Below are 16,634 nucleotides of genomic sequence, written 5' to 3'. Positions count from 1 at the left end.
CGTGTTACTCACCCGTCCGCCGCTAAGTTCGCTTCGTAGCAAGCTACAAAACGAACTCCGCTCGACTTGCATGTATTAGGCACGCCGCCAGCGTTCGTCCTGAGCCAGGATCAAACTCTCCATTAAAACGATTATTCTCTTGGCCCGGAACGGGATGTTGAGATATAATCTGGTCGGTTCCATCGACAGAACCGATAAAACCGAATATGAAAGAGCCGAATAGCTCAAAATTTCGTTGCTGACGAGAACTTGTCGTTCTCATTTATTGTTGCTTAATTCGCTCGTTGTTCAGTTTTCAAAGAACAAATTTTTTTGCTCATCTCCGCTCTTGTTCAGCGGCGACTTAAATAATATAACACAGGGACAATCAAACATGCAACAGGTATATTTTTACAAACACCATTTATTTTTTTATACCTACAGCAACCCTTGTTACGACGCCGTTTTCCCCTCATTCATTCGAAAAAAGCAGCAGTCCCAGGCTCCCCGCCTAAGACTGCCTATTCAAACCATGCAACCGTACAACTATTCCGAACGACGCATCGTCGGGAATAACAGAACGTCGCGAATCGACGGCGAGTTCGTCAACAGCATCACCAAGCGGTCGATGCCGATTCCGAGTCCGCCCGTCGGCGGCATGCCGTATTCCAACGCGCGAATAAAGTCGTCGTCCATCTCATGCGCTTCGTCATTGCCCTGCTCTTTCTCGCGCAGCTGCGCTTCAAACCGTTCGCGCTGATCGATCGGATCGTTCAGCTCGGTAAACGCATTGGCATGTTCGCGCGCCACGATAAACAGCTCAAACCGGTCGGTAAAACGCGGGTCCTGCTCGTTTTTCTTCGCAAGCGGCGAAATTTCGAGCGGATGTCCCGTAATGAACGTAGGCTGAATCAAGGTCTCTTCCACAAAGTGCTCGAAGAACGCGTTCACTATATGACCAAACGTCATGTGCGGCTCAATCGGCACTTTATGTTCTTTGGCCAATGCACGCGCTTCTTCATCGCTCATATGTCGGCTGAAATCGACGCCAACCGCTTCCTTGACGGCATCAACCATCGACACGCGGCGCCAGCCCGGCGACAGATCGACTTCATGGTCTTGATAACGAACCTTCGTCGTTCCGAGCACTTCCTGCGCGATATGGGAAATCATTTGCTCCGTCAAGTTCATGATATCCTTATAATCGGCATAAGCCTCGTACAACTCGATCATCGTAAATTCCGGATTATGGCGGGTCGAGACGCCTTCGTTCCGGTAAACGCGGCCGATTTCATATACTTTCTCAAGTCCGCCGACGATCAATCGTTTCAAATGCAGCTCAATCGCAATCCGCATATACAGTTCCATATCGAGCGCATTATGATGCGTGATGAACGGCCGCGCGGAAGCCCCCCCCGCAATCGTATGCAGTGTCGGCGTCTCCACTTCCAAATAGCCAAGAGAGTCCAAATAACGGCGCATCGATTGAATAATTTTCGAACGGGCGATAAAGGTTTGCTGAACATCCGGATTCATAATGAGATCGACATAGCGTTGACGATAGCGCAGCTCTACGTCCTTCAACCCGTGGTATTTCTCCGGCAGCGGGTATAGCGACTTGGACAGCACTTCCAAATCTTTCGCTTTGACCGAGGTTTCGCCGGTTTTCGTTTTGAACACAACGCCGCGCACGCCGACGATATCGCCGAGATCGAGCAGGTCGAACGCATCGAATTTATGGGCGGGAACCGTGTCCTGACGTACATAAATTTGAATTTTGCCGCTCAAGTCCTGAATGTGGGAGAAGCTCGCCTTGCCCATTCCCCGTTTCGCCATAATGCGTCCCGCAATGCTAACTTCGACCGCTTCCGCTTCCAGCTCTTCCTTCGTTTTATGTTCATTGGCAGCTAAAATTTGCTCCGCCGTATGCGTTCTGACGAATTTCTTGCCGAACGGATCGATTCCGAGCCCGCGAAGCTCGTCCAACTTGTTGCGGCGAATTTGCAGCAATTCGCTTAGTTCCGTTTCTTGGTTCACTACCTCTTCCGACATTTTCACAATCATCTCCTTAGCTACATTATAGCGAAAAAAGCTCCCGCAAAGGAAGCTTTCAAATTCATAACGGTGACTTACTTTTTGATATCGACGATTTTATATTGAATAATGCCCGCAGGAACGCTCACATCGACTACCGTTCCTTTCTTCTTGCCGAGAATCGCTTTGCCGACTGGGCTTTCATTCGATATTTTATTTTGCAGCGGATCGGATTCGGCCGTACCGACGATCGTATATTCCATCGTGTCGCCGAACTCCAAATCTTCAACGGTTACGATCGAACCGATGCTGACCGTATCGATGTCAATTTCATCGTTATTAATAATTCGAGCGTTGCGCAACATTTTCTCAAGGGTGATAATTCGGCCTTCGATAAACGCTTGCTCGTTTTTGGCATCCTCATATTCCGAGTTCTCGCTTATATCCCCATAACCGATCGCAATTTTGATGCGTTCCGCGACTTCGCGGCGTTTCACCGATTTGAGATTTTCCAGTTCTTCCTCCAGTTTTTTCAAACCATCCTGGGTCAGAATAACTTCTTTATCACTCATTACCGATTCTCCTGTCATGTGAAAAATTTTCGCACCCTGCGCAAGGGGGCCGAATTCACTATTTCTTTATAATATATTACGCTCGGAAATCATGATGACTAGATTCCTACACAGGGCTTGTAGAACCGAGGCTTGATTTTCTAATGCAGAATTATATGGGAATGGAAACAAAATGTCAATGACATGGCCCCAAACGTTGGAAACGCTCCCTTAACGCATCTTTCCCGGCATCTTCTAATGAACCAAAGTTTTGTCCTTCCCGGCTTTGCGAACCGGCTTCGGCGTATCGGAAGACGCGAGGGATGCGACAAATTGTTCCAAAATTCGCACCATCTCGTCCCGTCTCGTTTCTTCCATAATGACATCCTTCACGCGCGCCGCTCCAGGCAGCCCCTTCAGATACCATGCCAAATGCTTGCGCATTTCGCGAACCGCCACCGGCTCGCCTTTTAACGCAACCAAACGGTCCATATGCAAAATGGCGATGCGGATCTTTTCCTCCGGCGTCGGATCGGGAAGCAATTCTCCCGTGGTCAAATATTCGACCGTGCGGTACAACATCCACGGGTTGCCGAGCGCCCCCCGTCCGATCATGACTCCGTCGCATCCCGTTTGTTCGAGCATGCGCTTGGCGTCTTCCGGCGTGAATACGTCGCCGTTGCCGATGACCGGAATCGAAACGGCCTCTTTAACTTCTTTTATAATGTCCCAATCCGCCGTTCCGGTATACAATTGTTCGCGCGTACGCCCATGCACGCTGACGGCTTGGCCTCCCGCTCTTTCCACCGCCTGCGCGTTCTGAATCGCATAAATATGCTCGTGATCCCAGCCGATGCGCATTTTGACCGTTACCGGCTTCTCCACGGCATCCACCACCGCCGAGACCATCTCGTAGATTTTGTTCGGATCGAGCAGCCAACGCGCCCCCGCGTCGCATTTCGTAATTTTCGGAACGGGACAGCCCATATTGATATCGATAATATCCGCATTGGTCTGCCGGTCCACGACTTTCGCCGCCTCCACCAAAGAATCGCGGTCTCCCCCGAAAATTTGCAGGCTTAGCGGTTTCTCGCGCTCGTCTACATACAGCATTTCGATCGTTCTTTGGTTGCCGTGTATGATCGCTTTGTCGCTGACCATTTCGGCGCAAACGAGCCCGCAGCCGAATTCTTTGGCGATCAGCCGAAAGGCGGGATTGCAGACGCCGGCCATCGGTGCGAGCACCACTCTATTTTTCATCTGAATATTTCCGATTTTAAGCACTTCGTCAACTCCTTGTTTCTTGCATGATTTATAATAAACCGTTGCTTTCACCCGTTAATTCTTCCACGGCGATGCCGAGCTGCTGCGAGATTTCCGTTACGATTTTGGCATCCGGTATGCGGTTGCCCCGTTCGATCGCTCCCAATACCGCAACCGATACTGCCAATCGGTCGGCCAATTGCTGCTGCGTGTATCCTTTTAATTTGCGGAACGCCCGGATGCGTCCTGCCAATTGCATGTTGTCCAAAAGCGTACTCCTTCCTTTCCCTCCAGTTTACCCATGGCATCCTTCACAAATTCGGGCAACGATACGCTTGCTTCCGTCCCCTCCTCCGCCGGACCGCCCTTCGCAGAGGCATGATCCAATGCGATGTCCGATAAAGGGACAAGAACAAATAACCGTTCCGCCATACGGGGGTGGGGAAGCGTTAATGAAACCGAATTCCATGTTCGGTCAACCCTGTCCATCAGCAATAAATCCAAGTCGATCGTGCGCGGACCCCAGCGAATATCCCGGACGCGGCCTAATTGCCGCTCGATATCCATTAATACGGTCAGGAGCGCTTCAGGGTCCAAATTTGTTTGTACGGCAATCGTCATATTGAGAAAAGGGGGCTGATCCTCATATCCGACCGGATCGGTTTCGTAAATGCCGGAACAACGCAGCACGGAAACGTTCGGATGTGCGTCGAGCAAACGAATCGCTTCGTGCAGCGTACGCTCTCGTTCCCCTAAATTCGCCCCCAAAGCAATATAAGCCTCGGATCGCTCGGAGGAGTGGTCATTGTGTATCATGCTATTCACTTCCGTTTTCTGCGTATTTCGACGGTTACCCCTTGAAAATGAACGTTGAACGGCGGATGCGGTTTCGTCACCCGAACCGTAATTTCATCTATAATAGTATAAGTGTCCAGCACGGCAGATGCAATATTTTCAGACAAAGTTTCAATAAGTTGGAAAGATTGCTTCTCTACGATGTTTTGGACGGTGTAAAATACTTCCGCATAATTGACCGTTGCTGTCAAATCGTCGGTTCGTCCGGCTCGGCTCAAATCAAGCATCATGTCGAGATCGACGTAAAAACGCTGCCCCAGTTTTCTTTCTTCCTCAAAAACGCCGTGATATCCGAAAAATTCCATTCGGGTGAGCGTCATTTTATCCATCATGTTTCCCTCCGCTTCCATATAAGATCGCATCGCACATTCGCACCGTTCGTTTGATCTCCCGCACATCGTGCACGCGCACAATTTGGCAGCCTTGGGCTATGCCCAAAGCTACGGTCGCCGCCGTTCCTTCCACGACATCGTTCACTTCCAGATGCAGCGTATTGCGGATGAACCGTTTCCGCGAGGTACCGAGCAGCACCGGATATCCGAGCGCCGCCACTTCGTCCAAATGATGCATGATCGTAAGATCTTTCCCGTAGTCCTTCGCGAATCCGACGCCCGGATCCAATATAATATTGCGTTCTTCGACTCCCGCCGCAAGAGCGATTCGAACGCTTTCCCGCAAATCGTTCAGCACGTCGCACACATAATCGGCGTAATCGCGATTGTCCCGGTTATGCATGAGTATCACAGGGCAGCCCGCCTCTGCGGCAACCGCCGCCATATCCGGATCGCGCTTGAATCCCCATATATCGTTAATGATATGCGCCCCTGCCGCAAGCGATTGGCGCGCCACTTCCGCCTTGTACGTGTCGACGGATAGCGGAACGCCGGGCATGGCGGCTTGCAGCGCCTGCACGATCGGCACGACCCGTTCCAATTCCTCGCTCATGCCGACCTCTTCCGATCCCGGCCGGGTCGACTCGCCGCCGATGTCGATCATATCGGCTCCTTCCGCAACCATCGCCTTCGCCCGTTCCACAGCGCGTTCGATATCGTTATATTGGCCCCCGTCGGAAAAAGAATCCGGCGTGACGTTTAAAATGCCCATCACCAGCGTTCTCGCGCCAAGCTCGATCGAAGCTCCGCCATACCGGTAGCGCCGATGGTGAATCGTAGGTTTCAACATAGCATGTTGCGCCGCCTTTCTGTCGTCATCGTTGTCCGGCAATTCTCGAGCGATACAATTGCAGCAATAGGGCGGTTACAGGTCCCGCCGCACCATCGCCGACGATGCGCTCATTGCGTTCGGTATCGTACAATCGCTGAACCGGAACCAATTCTTGAATCGAATTCGTTATAAATATTTCATCCGCTTGAAGAAGGTCGTCCCATGTATAGAAGCCTTCCTCGACGGCGATTCCCGCATGACGGGCGTCCTCCAGCACCAAGGCGCGGGTAATGCCCGGCAATATCCCGGTTGCAACGTCCGGGGTCCGGCAAACGCCGCCGCGGATAAAGAACACATTGCTCACAATGCCTTCCGCAACATATCCCGCTTCGTTCAGCATCAGCCCTTCCGCGCCGGCGCGCTGCGCCTCGCTATATCGGGCCAATTCCCGCTTCGCCATAATATTGTTCATATAATGGGCGGATTTCAACCGCACATCGCCTTCCGGACTGTTGCGCCGCGTCCGGAGCAGCTGCAGCGGCTTCCCATGCGTGTACAGGGAAGCCGGCGGATCGGGCAGCGCCTTCGCGTACACGATGGTGTTCGGCGCGGTATACGCTTCGCTCGGCAAGCCAAGCGCGCCCTCGCCCGCCGATACGGTGTAGCGGACGTAGCCGTCTTGCAAGCCGTTCGCGCGCAGCAGCTCCGCGATATGCCGCTCCGCCTGCTCCGGATCGTCGCGGCGATCGATGCCGAGCGCGCGGCAGCCGTCCGCCAAACGGCGGAGATGGCGCTCCAGCATAAACGGCTTGCCTCCGTAGGTCCGCATCGTTTCGAACAGTCCGATGCCGTACAAAAAACCGTGATCCAAGACGGAAATCACGGCTTTGTCCCGTTCGACGACTTCTCCGTTGAACCCGATGTATTTCATGGCCTTACGGCAGCCCGCATATCAAGGAAATTGCGCAGCATCCGATGACCTTCCTCCGTCATAATCGATTCGGGATGGAATTGAACCCCGACGACCGGATATTCTTTATGGGAGAGTCCCATAATTTCGCCTTCCGCCGTTTCCGCCGTAATCTCCAGGCAATCGGGGAGCGACTCCCGTTCGACGATCAGCGAATGGTACCGCGTCGCCGTCAACGGCGAAGGCAACCCTTCGAATACCGATGTTCCGCGATGGAAGATGTCCGATGTCTTGCCATGCATTAATCGTTCCGCGCGGATGACGCGCCCGCCGAACACTTGCCCGATGGACTGATGTCCGAGACAAACGCCCAAGATCGGAACCTTCCCTTTAAAATGCTCGATGACTTCCATGCTGATTCCCGCCTCATTCGGCGTGCACGGTCCCGGCGAGATCAAAATATGATCCGGATTCAGCGCCTCAATGCCGGCAATATCGATCTTATCGTTGCGGTATACTTCGACTTCTTCCCCCAATTCGCCTAAATATTGCACCAGGTTATACGTAAACGAATCGTAATTATCGATGACTAATATCATAGGGTTTCCTCCTTCTTTTGACTCCGCTTGAAACGGTAATCGCCAAGTTCCCGCTCGCTGTATTGAATGGCCTTCCATAAAGCCTTCGCTTTATTCATCGATTCGTAATATTCCCGCTCCGGATCGGAATCGATCACAATTCCGGCTCCGGCTTGAATATGGCCGACGCCTTTCCGGACCGTCAGCGTTCGTATAATAATATTAAATTCCATATTCCCGTTATAGTCAATAAAACCGAGCGACCCGGTATACGGTCCCCGCCGCGTAGGCTCGAGCTCCTCGATAATTTCCATCGTGCGAATTTTCGGCGCGCCGGTAATCGTCCCGCCCGGGAAAGTAGCGGCAAGCACGTCGTATGCATCCTTCCCTTCGGCCAGTTCGCCGACCACTTCGGACACGAGATGCATGACATGCGAATAATATTCAACAGCCATCAACTCGCTGACGCGCACCGTTCCGTACTTGGAAATGCGGCCAAGATCATTGCGCTCCAAATCGACGAGCATAATATGCTCCGCCCGCTCCTTCTCGCTTGCCAGTAATTCCGCCGCCATCTCGCGGTCTTCGCGCTCCGTCCGCCCTCTTCTTCTCGTTCCCGCGATCGGCCGCGTGCTGACTCGTCCCCGCTCCAACTTCACAAGCAGCTCCGGCGAAGCCGACACAAGCTGAAAATCGGGGCAGCGCAGAAATCCCATATACGGGGAAGGGTTGAATAAGCGCAGCCATTCGTACAACTCTTCCGGAACCGAACGGATCGCCCTGCTCTGACGCAGCGACAAGTTGACTTGAAATACGTCGCCTTGCCGTATATATTGCTGAATTCGGCGTACGGCCTCCTCGAAATCGGATTTCGGAAATAACGTCTCGATTCCCGTAAGCGACTCGATATCCATATGCAGCTTGTCTTCCTGCACCATGCGAAGACGGGCATCATATTCCGCCGCCGTTCTCTCATCGTCGGCGGACGACCGGATCGCATCCCACTGCCCCTTCATGCGCCGTTCGCTCTGAAGGGCGGCTTGGTACAGCCGCGGCAACGCCTCTTCGTCCGCTAACGGAGTCAAGACCGGCGTATGTACCGCGCAATAGAGCTCGGCCCGTTCATGATCGATAATCCACAACTCGTTGATGCGCATAAACAGATAGTCCGGCAAACCGAGATCGTCGGCAGCCCGCTCGGGCAGTTCCTCCAGCGAACGAACCGTATCGTAGCTCAAGTACCCGACGCAGCCCCCGATAAACTTCGGCGCTCCATCGACGAAGGGAGAGCGATACGGCGCCATCCAGCCCTTAACGAGCTCTAGAGGCTTGCCGGTAAGCGATTGCCCTTCGGCATTCGCAGACAATTCGTCGGCCTGCGCCCGATCGCCTTTCCCGCGTATCACAGCTTCGGGACGCAATCCGAGAAATGTATAGCGCCCGTCTTTCCCGCTTTCGAGAACAAATGCGTAATCCCCCGCCGTATGCCAAGCCTGATTCCATGACCGCAGCCTTTCGGGCGAGTCGAGTTTATATTTGACAACATAAGGCAAAACGGTATATTGTTGCTCCGCCCATTTCCGCCATTGATCGTATGATGTTAGAACCGTGCCAACCGTCACTGTTGATCCTCCAATATGATCCGAGTAAAGATTTATGAATAGTGTAATATAAATGCGATGCATAAGAAAGATGCCGTTTAATGGCGAAACATCCGAAACGGAGTCGCCTATTGGAAGAAGCCCCGGAATCGTTCCCGATAATACGGCAAACCCGGCACCATACCGGTACCGGGTTCGAAGTCGACAACTTCAATCTGGACAAATTGATTATTCAAATTGGAATAGAGGCGTGCTCAAGTAACGTTCGCCGTTGCTCGGAACGACGGCTACGACTCGTTTGCCTTTGCCGAGTTCCTTCGCGACCTTCAAAGCGGCGAAGATGGCGGCGCCGGAGGAAATTCCGCACAGAATGCCCTCTTCTTTCGCCACGCGGCGAGCCGTTTCGAAAGCTTCGTCGTTATCGACCGTTTGCACCACGTCATAAATTTCACGGTTTAAAATATCAGGGATGAAATTAGCGCCGATGCCTTGAATTTTATGCGGTCCTGGCTTTCCGCCGGACAAAATCGGCGATGCCGCAGGCTCGACCGCTACGATCTTGATATTCGGGAAGCTTTCCTTCAACACTTCTCCCGCGCCGGAAATCGTGCCGCCCGTACCGATTCCCGCTACGAACGCATCCAGCTTGCCGTCAAGCGAATGGATCGCCTCGACAATTTCCGGTCCGGTCGTTTCGCGGTGGATTTTCACATTGGCTTGGTTCTTAAATTGCTGCGGCATAAAATAGCCCGGATTCTCGGCTACCAGTTCCTCCGCTTTGCGCACCGCCCCGTTCATCCCTTCGGATCCCGGCGTCAGCACCAACTCGGCGCCGTACGCGCGGAGCAAATTGCGGCGCTCGATGCTCATCGTTTCCGGCATGACCAGAATCGCTTTATATCCTTTGGCGGCGGCGACCATTGCGAGGCCGATTCCCGTGTTGCCGCTCGTCGGCTCCACGATCGTATCGCCCGGCTTCAACTTTCCTTCGCTCTCCGCAACTTCAACCATGCTTATGGCGATCCGGTCTTTGACGCTGGAACCCGGATTTTGATATTCGAGCTTCACATAAATTTCCGCACTGTCTTCCGGTACGATGCGGTTCAAGCGTACAAGCGGCGTATCGCCGATCAAATCCGTGATACTTTGTACAATTTTAGCCATGGTAACTCCTCCTAAACGTTTTTGCAGTTATGTTCGATGTCATTTTTAATTTCCGAGTAATTAGGTAGGTTTTATTACTTTCATAGTAACAACCTTTCCACGGATTGTCAACAAGAAATCGCCTTGAAACCCCCATATTAATGCAAAAAAATACTTCGCAAGCCGACCGCCCGCAAAGCATTTCCAAACGATTCAAAAATTCGTGTTATTGCACGATGAAACGAGGATCGAGAATTACCGCATTATACTTTTCCCTTAACTCTTGTTCCAATTCGTATACAGATTTTCCTTTTTGCAATGCGGCGTCTTTCCGCGCCGTCTTGCGCAATTCGTCGCCTTGCAGCGACCGCGGCTCCTCCTTGCCGGTTAATTGGATGACCGCGTATCGGCCGTCGTCCAATAGGATCGGTTCGCTAATGTCTCCGACCTGCATCCCCCTGGCAGCGGACAATATATTCGCATCGACGAAAGGATCGTCATCGCCGATCCAGCCCAACGCCCCGCCGTTGTCCGCGGTTCCGTAATCAAGCGAAACCTGCCGCGCCACTTGCGGGAACGGCTGCCCTTCGCCCAGAAGCTTCAATGCATCCAGGGCGTCGGGTTTGGTTTTCACAACGATCTGCGCGATGTTGTATTGTGCGGCGACGCGGTATTGATCCGCATGAGCCGCAATATATTCGTCGACTTCCCGATCGCTCACTTTGACGCCGGAAACGGCCACCTTCTCGGCCAGCAAACGGTCGTACGTATCTTGCCGCAACTGTTCCGGGCTTAAGCCAAACTGCTCGAACATCGCATCGTAATAGGCCCGCTCGCTTGGGTAGCCGGACATCATTCTTCGCAGCTCTTCCTCCACTTCCCGGTCGGTGACGTCAAGGCCGAGCGAGACGGCTTCTTTGGCAAACGCCTTGCGCGTCAGCAGAAGCTGCAGCGTAACCGCGCCGTATTGCCGCACCAGCTCTTCCCGCAAATCGCCGGCGGTTACCGTCTCGCCACCGATCTCCGCCACCGGTGTGCCGTCCGTTTCGTCGATTTCGGAGGGCGTCGCGGTTGCGCCGGATTTCTCCGTCCCCGGCATATTCAAACCCCACATTAAAATCATGCACGACAAAACAACTACACACCCGAACAACAGGGCGACCGCGGCCCATAATCCTTTCTCAATCCTCGTCATACACATTAAACCCTTTACTTTATACTTCTGCCGCCCGCTTTATTTGCTTGCTGCCCGTTCCAGTACATTTTGCAATTGCTCTCGATCGAATTGGTACGCTTCGTTGCAGAAATGGCATACGACCTCGGCCTTGCCGTCTTCCTTGATCATTTCCTCGATTTCCTGCTTGCCCAAACTGATTAACGTTTGCTCTACCCGTTCGTAGGAACATTTGCATTGAAAACGAATGTCCATTCGATCGAGCACATTGACGTCCTCGACAATCCAACCGAGAAGTTCGTCCAATTCCAATCCTTGATCGAGCAACGCGGTAACAGGCGGGAGCATGCCGACGGCATTTTCAATCTTCGTAATATCTTCATCGGCTAATCCGGGCAATAATTGAACAATAAATCCGCCGGCCGTAATGACGGAAGAATCGGTATCGACAAGTACGCCGAGACCGACGGCGGAAGGAGTTTGTTCCGACTTGGCAAAATAATACGTGAAATCTTCGCCCAATTCGCCCGAGATGATCGGAACGCTCCCATGGTAGGGCTCTTTCAGGCCGAGATCTTTAATGACATGGATGAAGCCTTCTCTTCCCACCGCGCCCGCCACGTCCAATTTGCCTTGCGCATTGCTGGCCAGATGCACCTGCGGATGCGTGACATAACCGCGCACCTCGCCATTGGCGTTGGCGTCGGCCACGATTTGGCCGATGGGACCGTCTCCTTTCACTTGGATCGTCAGCTTCTCATTGCCTTTCAGCATGGCGCCCATCATGGCCGCCGCCGTTACCGTCCGGCCCAGCGCCGCCGTGGCCGTAGGATAGGTGCCGTGCCTGCGCTGCAGTTCATCCACCAAATGAGTCGTGCGAACGGCAAACACGCGTACTTTGCCGCCGAATGCCGTCCCGCGGATTAAATAATCTTGTTCTTGGTTGTTCGCCATGATGCAATCCTCCTAAAAGTTTTGTGAGCGTTGCTTCTAGACTGAGCTTCGAACAAAACTCGCCTCGGAAGCATACGCTTTGTTTTGTGAGCGTTGCTTCTACGATTGGGCTTCGAACAAAACTTGCTTCGTAAGCATCCGCATTGTTTTGTGAGCGTTGCGATTCTATTGATTCCGTTCATAAATGAGACGCAATCCTTCCAGCGTCAACATCGGGTTGATCTTCTCAATCGTGCGCGATTCGCTTGCGATCAGTTCGGCTAAACCGCCGGTGGCGACCACCTTAGGGTTTTCCCCATATTCCGCCTTCATTCGCTCGACGATCCCGTCCACTTGTCCCGCATAACCGAATATGATGCCGGATTGCATCGCATGGACCGTATTGCGGCCGATGACGCTCTTCGGTTTGGTTAACTCGATCCGGGGAAGCATGGACGCGCGCTGATATAACGCCTCCGTCGAAATTTGAATGCCGGGAACGATCGCCCCGCCTAAATAATTGCTTTTTCCATCGATATAATCGAATGTCGTCGCCGTTCCGAAATCAACTACGATAATCGGCGCCCCGTATTGTTCGATCGCCGACACCGAATTGACGATCCGGTCGGCTCCGACTTCGCGGGGATACTCGTACCGTATATTGAGGCCTGTTTTGATTCCAGGTCCGATAATGAGCGGTTCTTTATAGAGATATGTTTTGGATAGAACCTCAAGCATATGCATCAATGGAGGCACGACGCTGGAAATAATGACGCCGTCGATATCCTTTACTTGCAGTTTTCCCATACGGAACAAATTATGAATCATGATGCCGTATTCGTCTACCGTAGCCGACCGGTTCGTACTCAGGCGCCAATGATGAAGCAGTTCGCGCCCTTTGTATACGCCCAGCACGATATTTGTATTTCCTACATCGATCACCAATATCATGCTTGCCGTTACCCCTCTTTCTTCGCGTTCAAATCCAAGCTAATATCAAGCGCTTTGACGGAGTAGGTGAGTCCCCCTACCGAGATAACGTCGACGCCGCTTGCCGCAATGTCCCGCACCGTCTCCAGCGATACGTTGCCGGACGCCTCTACAATCGCATGCGGCGCCCGCGCCTTAATTGCTTGTACCGCTTCCTTCATATGCTCAGGCTTCATATTGTCCAGCATAATGATGTCGGCGCGCGCCTCGAGCGCTTCCTGCAACTGGTCCATATTTTCCACTTCGACTTCGATCTTCATCGTATGCGGAACGCCCGCGCGTACCCGGTTCACGGCCTGCGCAATGCTGCCGGCGCCTTTGATGTGATTGTCTTTGATCATGACGGCGTCGTACAATCCGAACCGATGATTCGCCCCTCCGCCGACGCGGACCGCATATTTCTCCAATTGCCGATGCCCCGGCGTCGTCTTTCTCGTATCGGCCAGCCGGACGTTCAAACCGGCTACGGCGTCTACGAACGATCTTGTTTTGGTCGCGATGCCGGACAAGCGCTGCATCAAATTCAAAGCCAGCCGTTCCCCCGTCAAAATGCTGCGAGTACGTCCTTCCACGACCGCAAGCACCGTGCCGCGTTCGACATGCGCGCCTTCCTGCACGTCCGCCGAAAAATGCAGCTCAGGATCTACGACGGCAAATACAAGCCGGGCAACAGGAAGTCCCGCGACAATGCCCGATTCTTTCGCGTGAATAATCCCCTTCGACTGATGGTCTGCCGCGATCGTATATTGCGTCGTTACGTCGCCCGTACCGACATCCTCTTGCAGCCAGGCGCGAATTTGCTCTTTTAATTGTTCATTATACCCGTTCCACAATGTCAACACGCTCCTCTGTCAATCCTTGTTTGCGGTGGATCAGCGAATGTTTGCGCCACACCATATCGTCTCGTTCCGGAAAATCCTCGCGGTAGTGCGCCCCGCGGCTTTCCTGCCGCCAAATGGCCGCCTGCGTAAGCAATAGGGCGCACGTCAGCATATTGGCGAATTCGAATTCTTCCTTCTTCGCCAGACATGTATCGTATATCGGCAACTGCCGGTTCAATTCTTCCAACCCTTTATGCAAACCTTCGTCATTTCGGCGAAGACCGGCGCAGCGTACCATCGTTTTTTGCAATTTTAACTTTTTCTCGATCACCGCCTGCATCGGGCTGTCGCTTCGGCCGGCGGAATATGCGATCCCGGTCAGATCGCGCTCGATCGGCTGCAGCGCATTGATTCGTTCGACGATGCGCCGCCCGAACACGATCGCTTCCGAAAGCGAATTGCTTGCCAGCCGATTCGCGCCGTGGACGCCTGTGGACGAAACTTCGCCGCATGCGAACAGACGGCGTATGTTCGTCTCTCCGTTCAGATCGGTCCGAACGCCCCCCATCGTGTAATGCGCGGCAGGCGCGACCGGAATCCAATCCGACGTCAAGTCGAGACCATACCTCAAGCAATATTCATATATCGTAGGGAACCGGTGCCTGATCAGACTTTCCGATTCATGCGTAATATCCAAATAAACGAACGTCGATTTCGTTTCTTCCATCTCGCTGACGATAGCCCGCGCCACGACGTCCCGCGGCGCCAGCTCAAGTTGATGATGGTATTTGTCCATAAACCGCTCGCCTTTGATGTTGCGCAATACGGCTCCTTCTCCGCGCACCGCTTCGGAAATGAGAAAACGCGGCGCACCGGGATAACATAGCGAGGTAGGATGGAATTGGATAAATTCCATATCCCGTACCGTCGCCCCGGCACGGTAAGCCATCGCAATCCCGTCCCCTGTCGCAACATCGGGATTCGTCGTATACCGGTACAATTGGCCCGCTCCGCCCGAACAAAGGACAGTCGCCTTCCCTTGCACGAACACGCGCCGCCCGTCGGGACGCTGCACAAGAACGCCGACGCATTCCCCGCCATCGGTAATCAGGTCGATCGCAAAATGCTCCTCCCAAATGTCGATGTTCGGATTGCTTCTCGCCTGGTCGGATAACGCTCTTACGATTTCAAAGCCGGTAGCGTCCCCATTGGCGTGCAAAATGCGGCGATGGCTGTGCGCCCCCTCCTTCGTCAACGCGAATTCTCCGTTCTCGGTATCGAAGGAGGTTCCCATGGAGACCAAATCCTGCACGCCTGCCGGGCCTTCGTGAACGAGCGCATCGACCGCCTCGTCCGAGCAAAGCCCGGCTCCGGCGATCAGCGTATCCTCCCGATGATAAGCCGGGGAATCTTCGTCGGATATGACGGCTGCGATGCCGCCTTGCGCGTAGCGGGTGTTGCTGTCGAGGAGCGATTTTTTCGTAATCATAATGACCCGGTTATGTTCGCTTGCTTTGATAGACGTGAACAGCCCGGCGATTCCGACGCCGATCACGACGACATCGGTTTGAATATGCGGTACATCCTGCAGTGAAAAATCGACTAAATATGGCGGAATCATTGTCATTCACCTATCTTGGGCAAGAGAGTAGCGCATGCTACTTGACTTGTAACATGCGCTCTAAGGAAAGCCGTGCTTGATCGGCGATATGCGGCGGAACGTAAATTTGCGGCTGCATCGTCTCCAAACATTTGACCAGCTTCTTGAGGTTATTTACTTTCATATTCGGGCAAACGAGAAATTTGGATGCGAAGTGGAACGTTTTGTTCGGGCTGTCTTTGCGCAATTGATAGCCGGTACCGTCTTCCGTTCCTATAATAAACTCTTGGCAATCCGAGCTTTTGCAGTATTCGAGGATCGCGGTCGTACTTCCGACAAAATCCCCCATAGCGACCACTTCGGGACGGCATTCGGGATGCACGACGAATTGTGCGTTCGGATATTGCTTCTTCATCTCCACGACGTCTTTCACCGTCAGCATGTCGTGCGTATTGCAATAACCTTCCCAAATAATAAGTTCTCTGCCGGTTTTCTCTTGTACGTAATGGCCCAGATTTTTGTCGGGTACCCATATGATTTCTTCCGCGTCCAGCGATTGAATGACTTTGACCGCGTTGGACGAGGTACAGCATATATCGGTTTCAGCTTTAATTTCCGCGGAGGAGTTAATATACGTGACGACCTTCGCATTCGGATGCTGTGCTTTCAATTTGCGCAATCCGTCGACGTTGACCATATCCGCCATCGGGCAGCCTGCGCGCTCGTCGGGAATGATGACCGTTTTGTTCGGAGCCAATATTTTGGCGCTCTCCCCCATAAAATGAACCCCGCAAAATACGATCGTATCCGCGTCCGTCTCCGCCGCTTTCTGCGCAAGCAGGAACGAATCGCCGCGGAAATCGGCAACCTCTTGAATTTCGTCGCGTTGATAATAATGAGCCAGTATGATTGCGTTTCTCTCTTTTTTCAATTGCATCAGCCGTTCGCGCAATTCGCGGTTTTGTTCGGCTTTATGCTGCAAAGCTAAAGCTTCCATTGATGCTCCCCCTTAACCAAAAGCTTTTCTCTTTATGATAT

17 protein-coding genes and 1 rRNA gene are annotated in these 16,634 nt (G+C 52.9%); all 18 read right to left on the bottom strand.

The features are described from left to right. A 16S ribosomal RNA gene (locus tag LQ229_RS20210) occupies window positions 1-126 on the bottom strand; the annotation flags it as partial. 399 nt (window positions 127-525) lie between these two features. Next, window positions 526-2,031: a lysine--tRNA ligase gene (lysS, locus tag LQ229_RS20205; protein ID WP_216541393.1), complete on the bottom strand. Its 1,506-nt coding sequence runs from the start codon at window positions 2,029-2,031 to the stop codon at window positions 526-528. Between the two features lie 77 nt (window positions 2,032-2,108). Beyond that, window positions 2,109-2,585, bottom strand: coding sequence for a transcription elongation factor GreA (gene greA / locus LQ229_RS20200; RefSeq protein ID WP_216541394.1), 477 nt, complete (start codon window positions 2,583-2,585; stop codon window positions 2,109-2,111). A 234-nt stretch (window positions 2,586-2,819) separates the two neighbouring features. Further along, a complete protein-coding gene (dusB, locus tag LQ229_RS20195) occupies window positions 2,820-3,848 on the bottom strand; it encodes a tRNA dihydrouridine synthase DusB (protein WP_216541395.1) in 1,029 nt (342 codons plus the stop codon). 28 nt (window positions 3,849-3,876) lie between these two features. Next, on the bottom strand, window positions 3,877-4,095 hold the full coding sequence (locus LQ229_RS20190) for a helix-turn-helix transcriptional regulator (RefSeq protein ID WP_216541396.1): 219 nt from the start codon (window positions 4,093-4,095) through the stop codon (window positions 3,877-3,879). Further along, window positions 4,047-4,643 carry a 2-amino-4-hydroxy-6-hydroxymethyldihydropteridine diphosphokinase gene (gene folK, locus LQ229_RS20185; protein WP_216541397.1) on the bottom strand — a complete coding sequence of 199 codons (597 nt, stop codon included), beginning with the start codon at window positions 4,641-4,643 and terminating at the stop codon, window positions 4,047-4,049. The genes LQ229_RS20190 and folK overlap by 49 nt, the downstream gene beginning before the upstream one ends. A gap of 5 nt (window positions 4,644-4,648) precedes the next feature. Continuing rightward, window positions 4,649-5,011, bottom strand: coding sequence for a dihydroneopterin aldolase (gene folB, locus LQ229_RS20180; RefSeq protein ID WP_216541401.1), 363 nt, complete (start codon window positions 5,009-5,011; stop codon window positions 4,649-4,651). Then, window positions 5,004-5,864, bottom strand: coding sequence for a dihydropteroate synthase (gene folP, locus LQ229_RS20175; RefSeq protein ID WP_230192693.1), 861 nt, complete (start codon window positions 5,862-5,864; stop codon window positions 5,004-5,006). Before folP ends, folB begins: the two co-directional genes overlap by 8 nt. Before the next feature lie 25 nt (window positions 5,865-5,889). Beyond that, window positions 5,890-6,777 (bottom strand): aminodeoxychorismate lyase, encoded by an 888-nt coding sequence (pabC, locus tag LQ229_RS20170; protein WP_230192692.1) that lies wholly within the window; start codon window positions 6,775-6,777, stop codon window positions 5,890-5,892. Next, the gene (gene pabA, locus LQ229_RS20165) at window positions 6,774-7,355 is read right to left on the bottom strand and encodes an aminodeoxychorismate/anthranilate synthase component II (RefSeq protein ID WP_216541400.1); all 582 of its coding nucleotides are present in this window, start codon (window positions 7,353-7,355) and stop codon (window positions 6,774-6,776) included. Before pabA ends, pabC begins: the two co-directional genes overlap by 4 nt. Next, window positions 7,352-8,956: an anthranilate synthase component I family protein gene (locus LQ229_RS20160; protein ID WP_230192691.1), complete on the bottom strand. Its 1,605-nt coding sequence runs from the start codon at window positions 8,954-8,956 to the stop codon at window positions 7,352-7,354. Before LQ229_RS20160 ends, pabA begins: the two co-directional genes overlap by 4 nt. Window positions 8,957-9,163: 207 nt before the next feature. Further along, window positions 9,164-10,099, bottom strand: a complete 936-nt coding sequence (cysK, locus tag LQ229_RS20155) for a cysteine synthase A (RefSeq protein WP_216540568.1) — start codon at window positions 10,097-10,099, stop codon at window positions 9,164-9,166. A 205-nt stretch (window positions 10,100-10,304) separates the two neighbouring features. Then, complete coding sequence (locus LQ229_RS20150; protein WP_216540569.1) at window positions 10,305-11,273, bottom strand: SurA N-terminal domain-containing protein; 969 nt, start codon at window positions 11,271-11,273, stop codon at window positions 10,305-10,307. 39 nt (window positions 11,274-11,312) lie between these two features. Next, complete coding sequence (gene hslO / locus LQ229_RS20145) at window positions 11,313-12,206, bottom strand: Hsp33 family molecular chaperone HslO (RefSeq protein WP_216540570.1); 894 nt, start codon at window positions 12,204-12,206, stop codon at window positions 11,313-11,315. A gap of 165 nt (window positions 12,207-12,371) precedes the next feature. Continuing rightward, the gene (locus LQ229_RS20140; RefSeq protein ID WP_216540571.1) at window positions 12,372-13,136 is read right to left on the bottom strand and encodes a type III pantothenate kinase; all 765 of its coding nucleotides are present in this window, start codon (window positions 13,134-13,136) and stop codon (window positions 12,372-12,374) included. An 8-nt stretch (window positions 13,137-13,144) separates the two neighbouring features. Next, entirely contained in the window at window positions 13,145-14,008 is an 864-nt protein-coding gene (gene nadC, locus LQ229_RS20135) for a carboxylating nicotinate-nucleotide diphosphorylase (RefSeq protein ID WP_230192694.1), read from the bottom strand. Then, complete coding sequence (nadB, locus tag LQ229_RS20130; RefSeq protein ID WP_230192690.1) at window positions 13,992-15,617, bottom strand: L-aspartate oxidase; 1,626 nt, start codon at window positions 15,615-15,617, stop codon at window positions 13,992-13,994. Before nadB ends, nadC begins: the two co-directional genes overlap by 17 nt. 37 nt (window positions 15,618-15,654) lie before the next feature. Next, a complete protein-coding gene (gene nadA, locus LQ229_RS20125; protein ID WP_216540573.1) occupies window positions 15,655-16,593 on the bottom strand; it encodes a quinolinate synthase NadA in 939 nt (312 codons plus the stop codon). Between the last annotated feature and the right edge of the window lie 41 nt (window positions 16,594-16,634).

It is taken from the genome of Paenibacillus sp. CECT 9249 (assembly GCF_918697855.1).
Classification (GTDB): Bacteria; Bacillota; Bacilli; order Paenibacillales; family Paenibacillaceae; genus MSJ-34.
The sequence above is the reverse complement of the archived record's forward strand: the minus strand, read 5'-3'. Positions and strand labels throughout refer to the sequence as shown.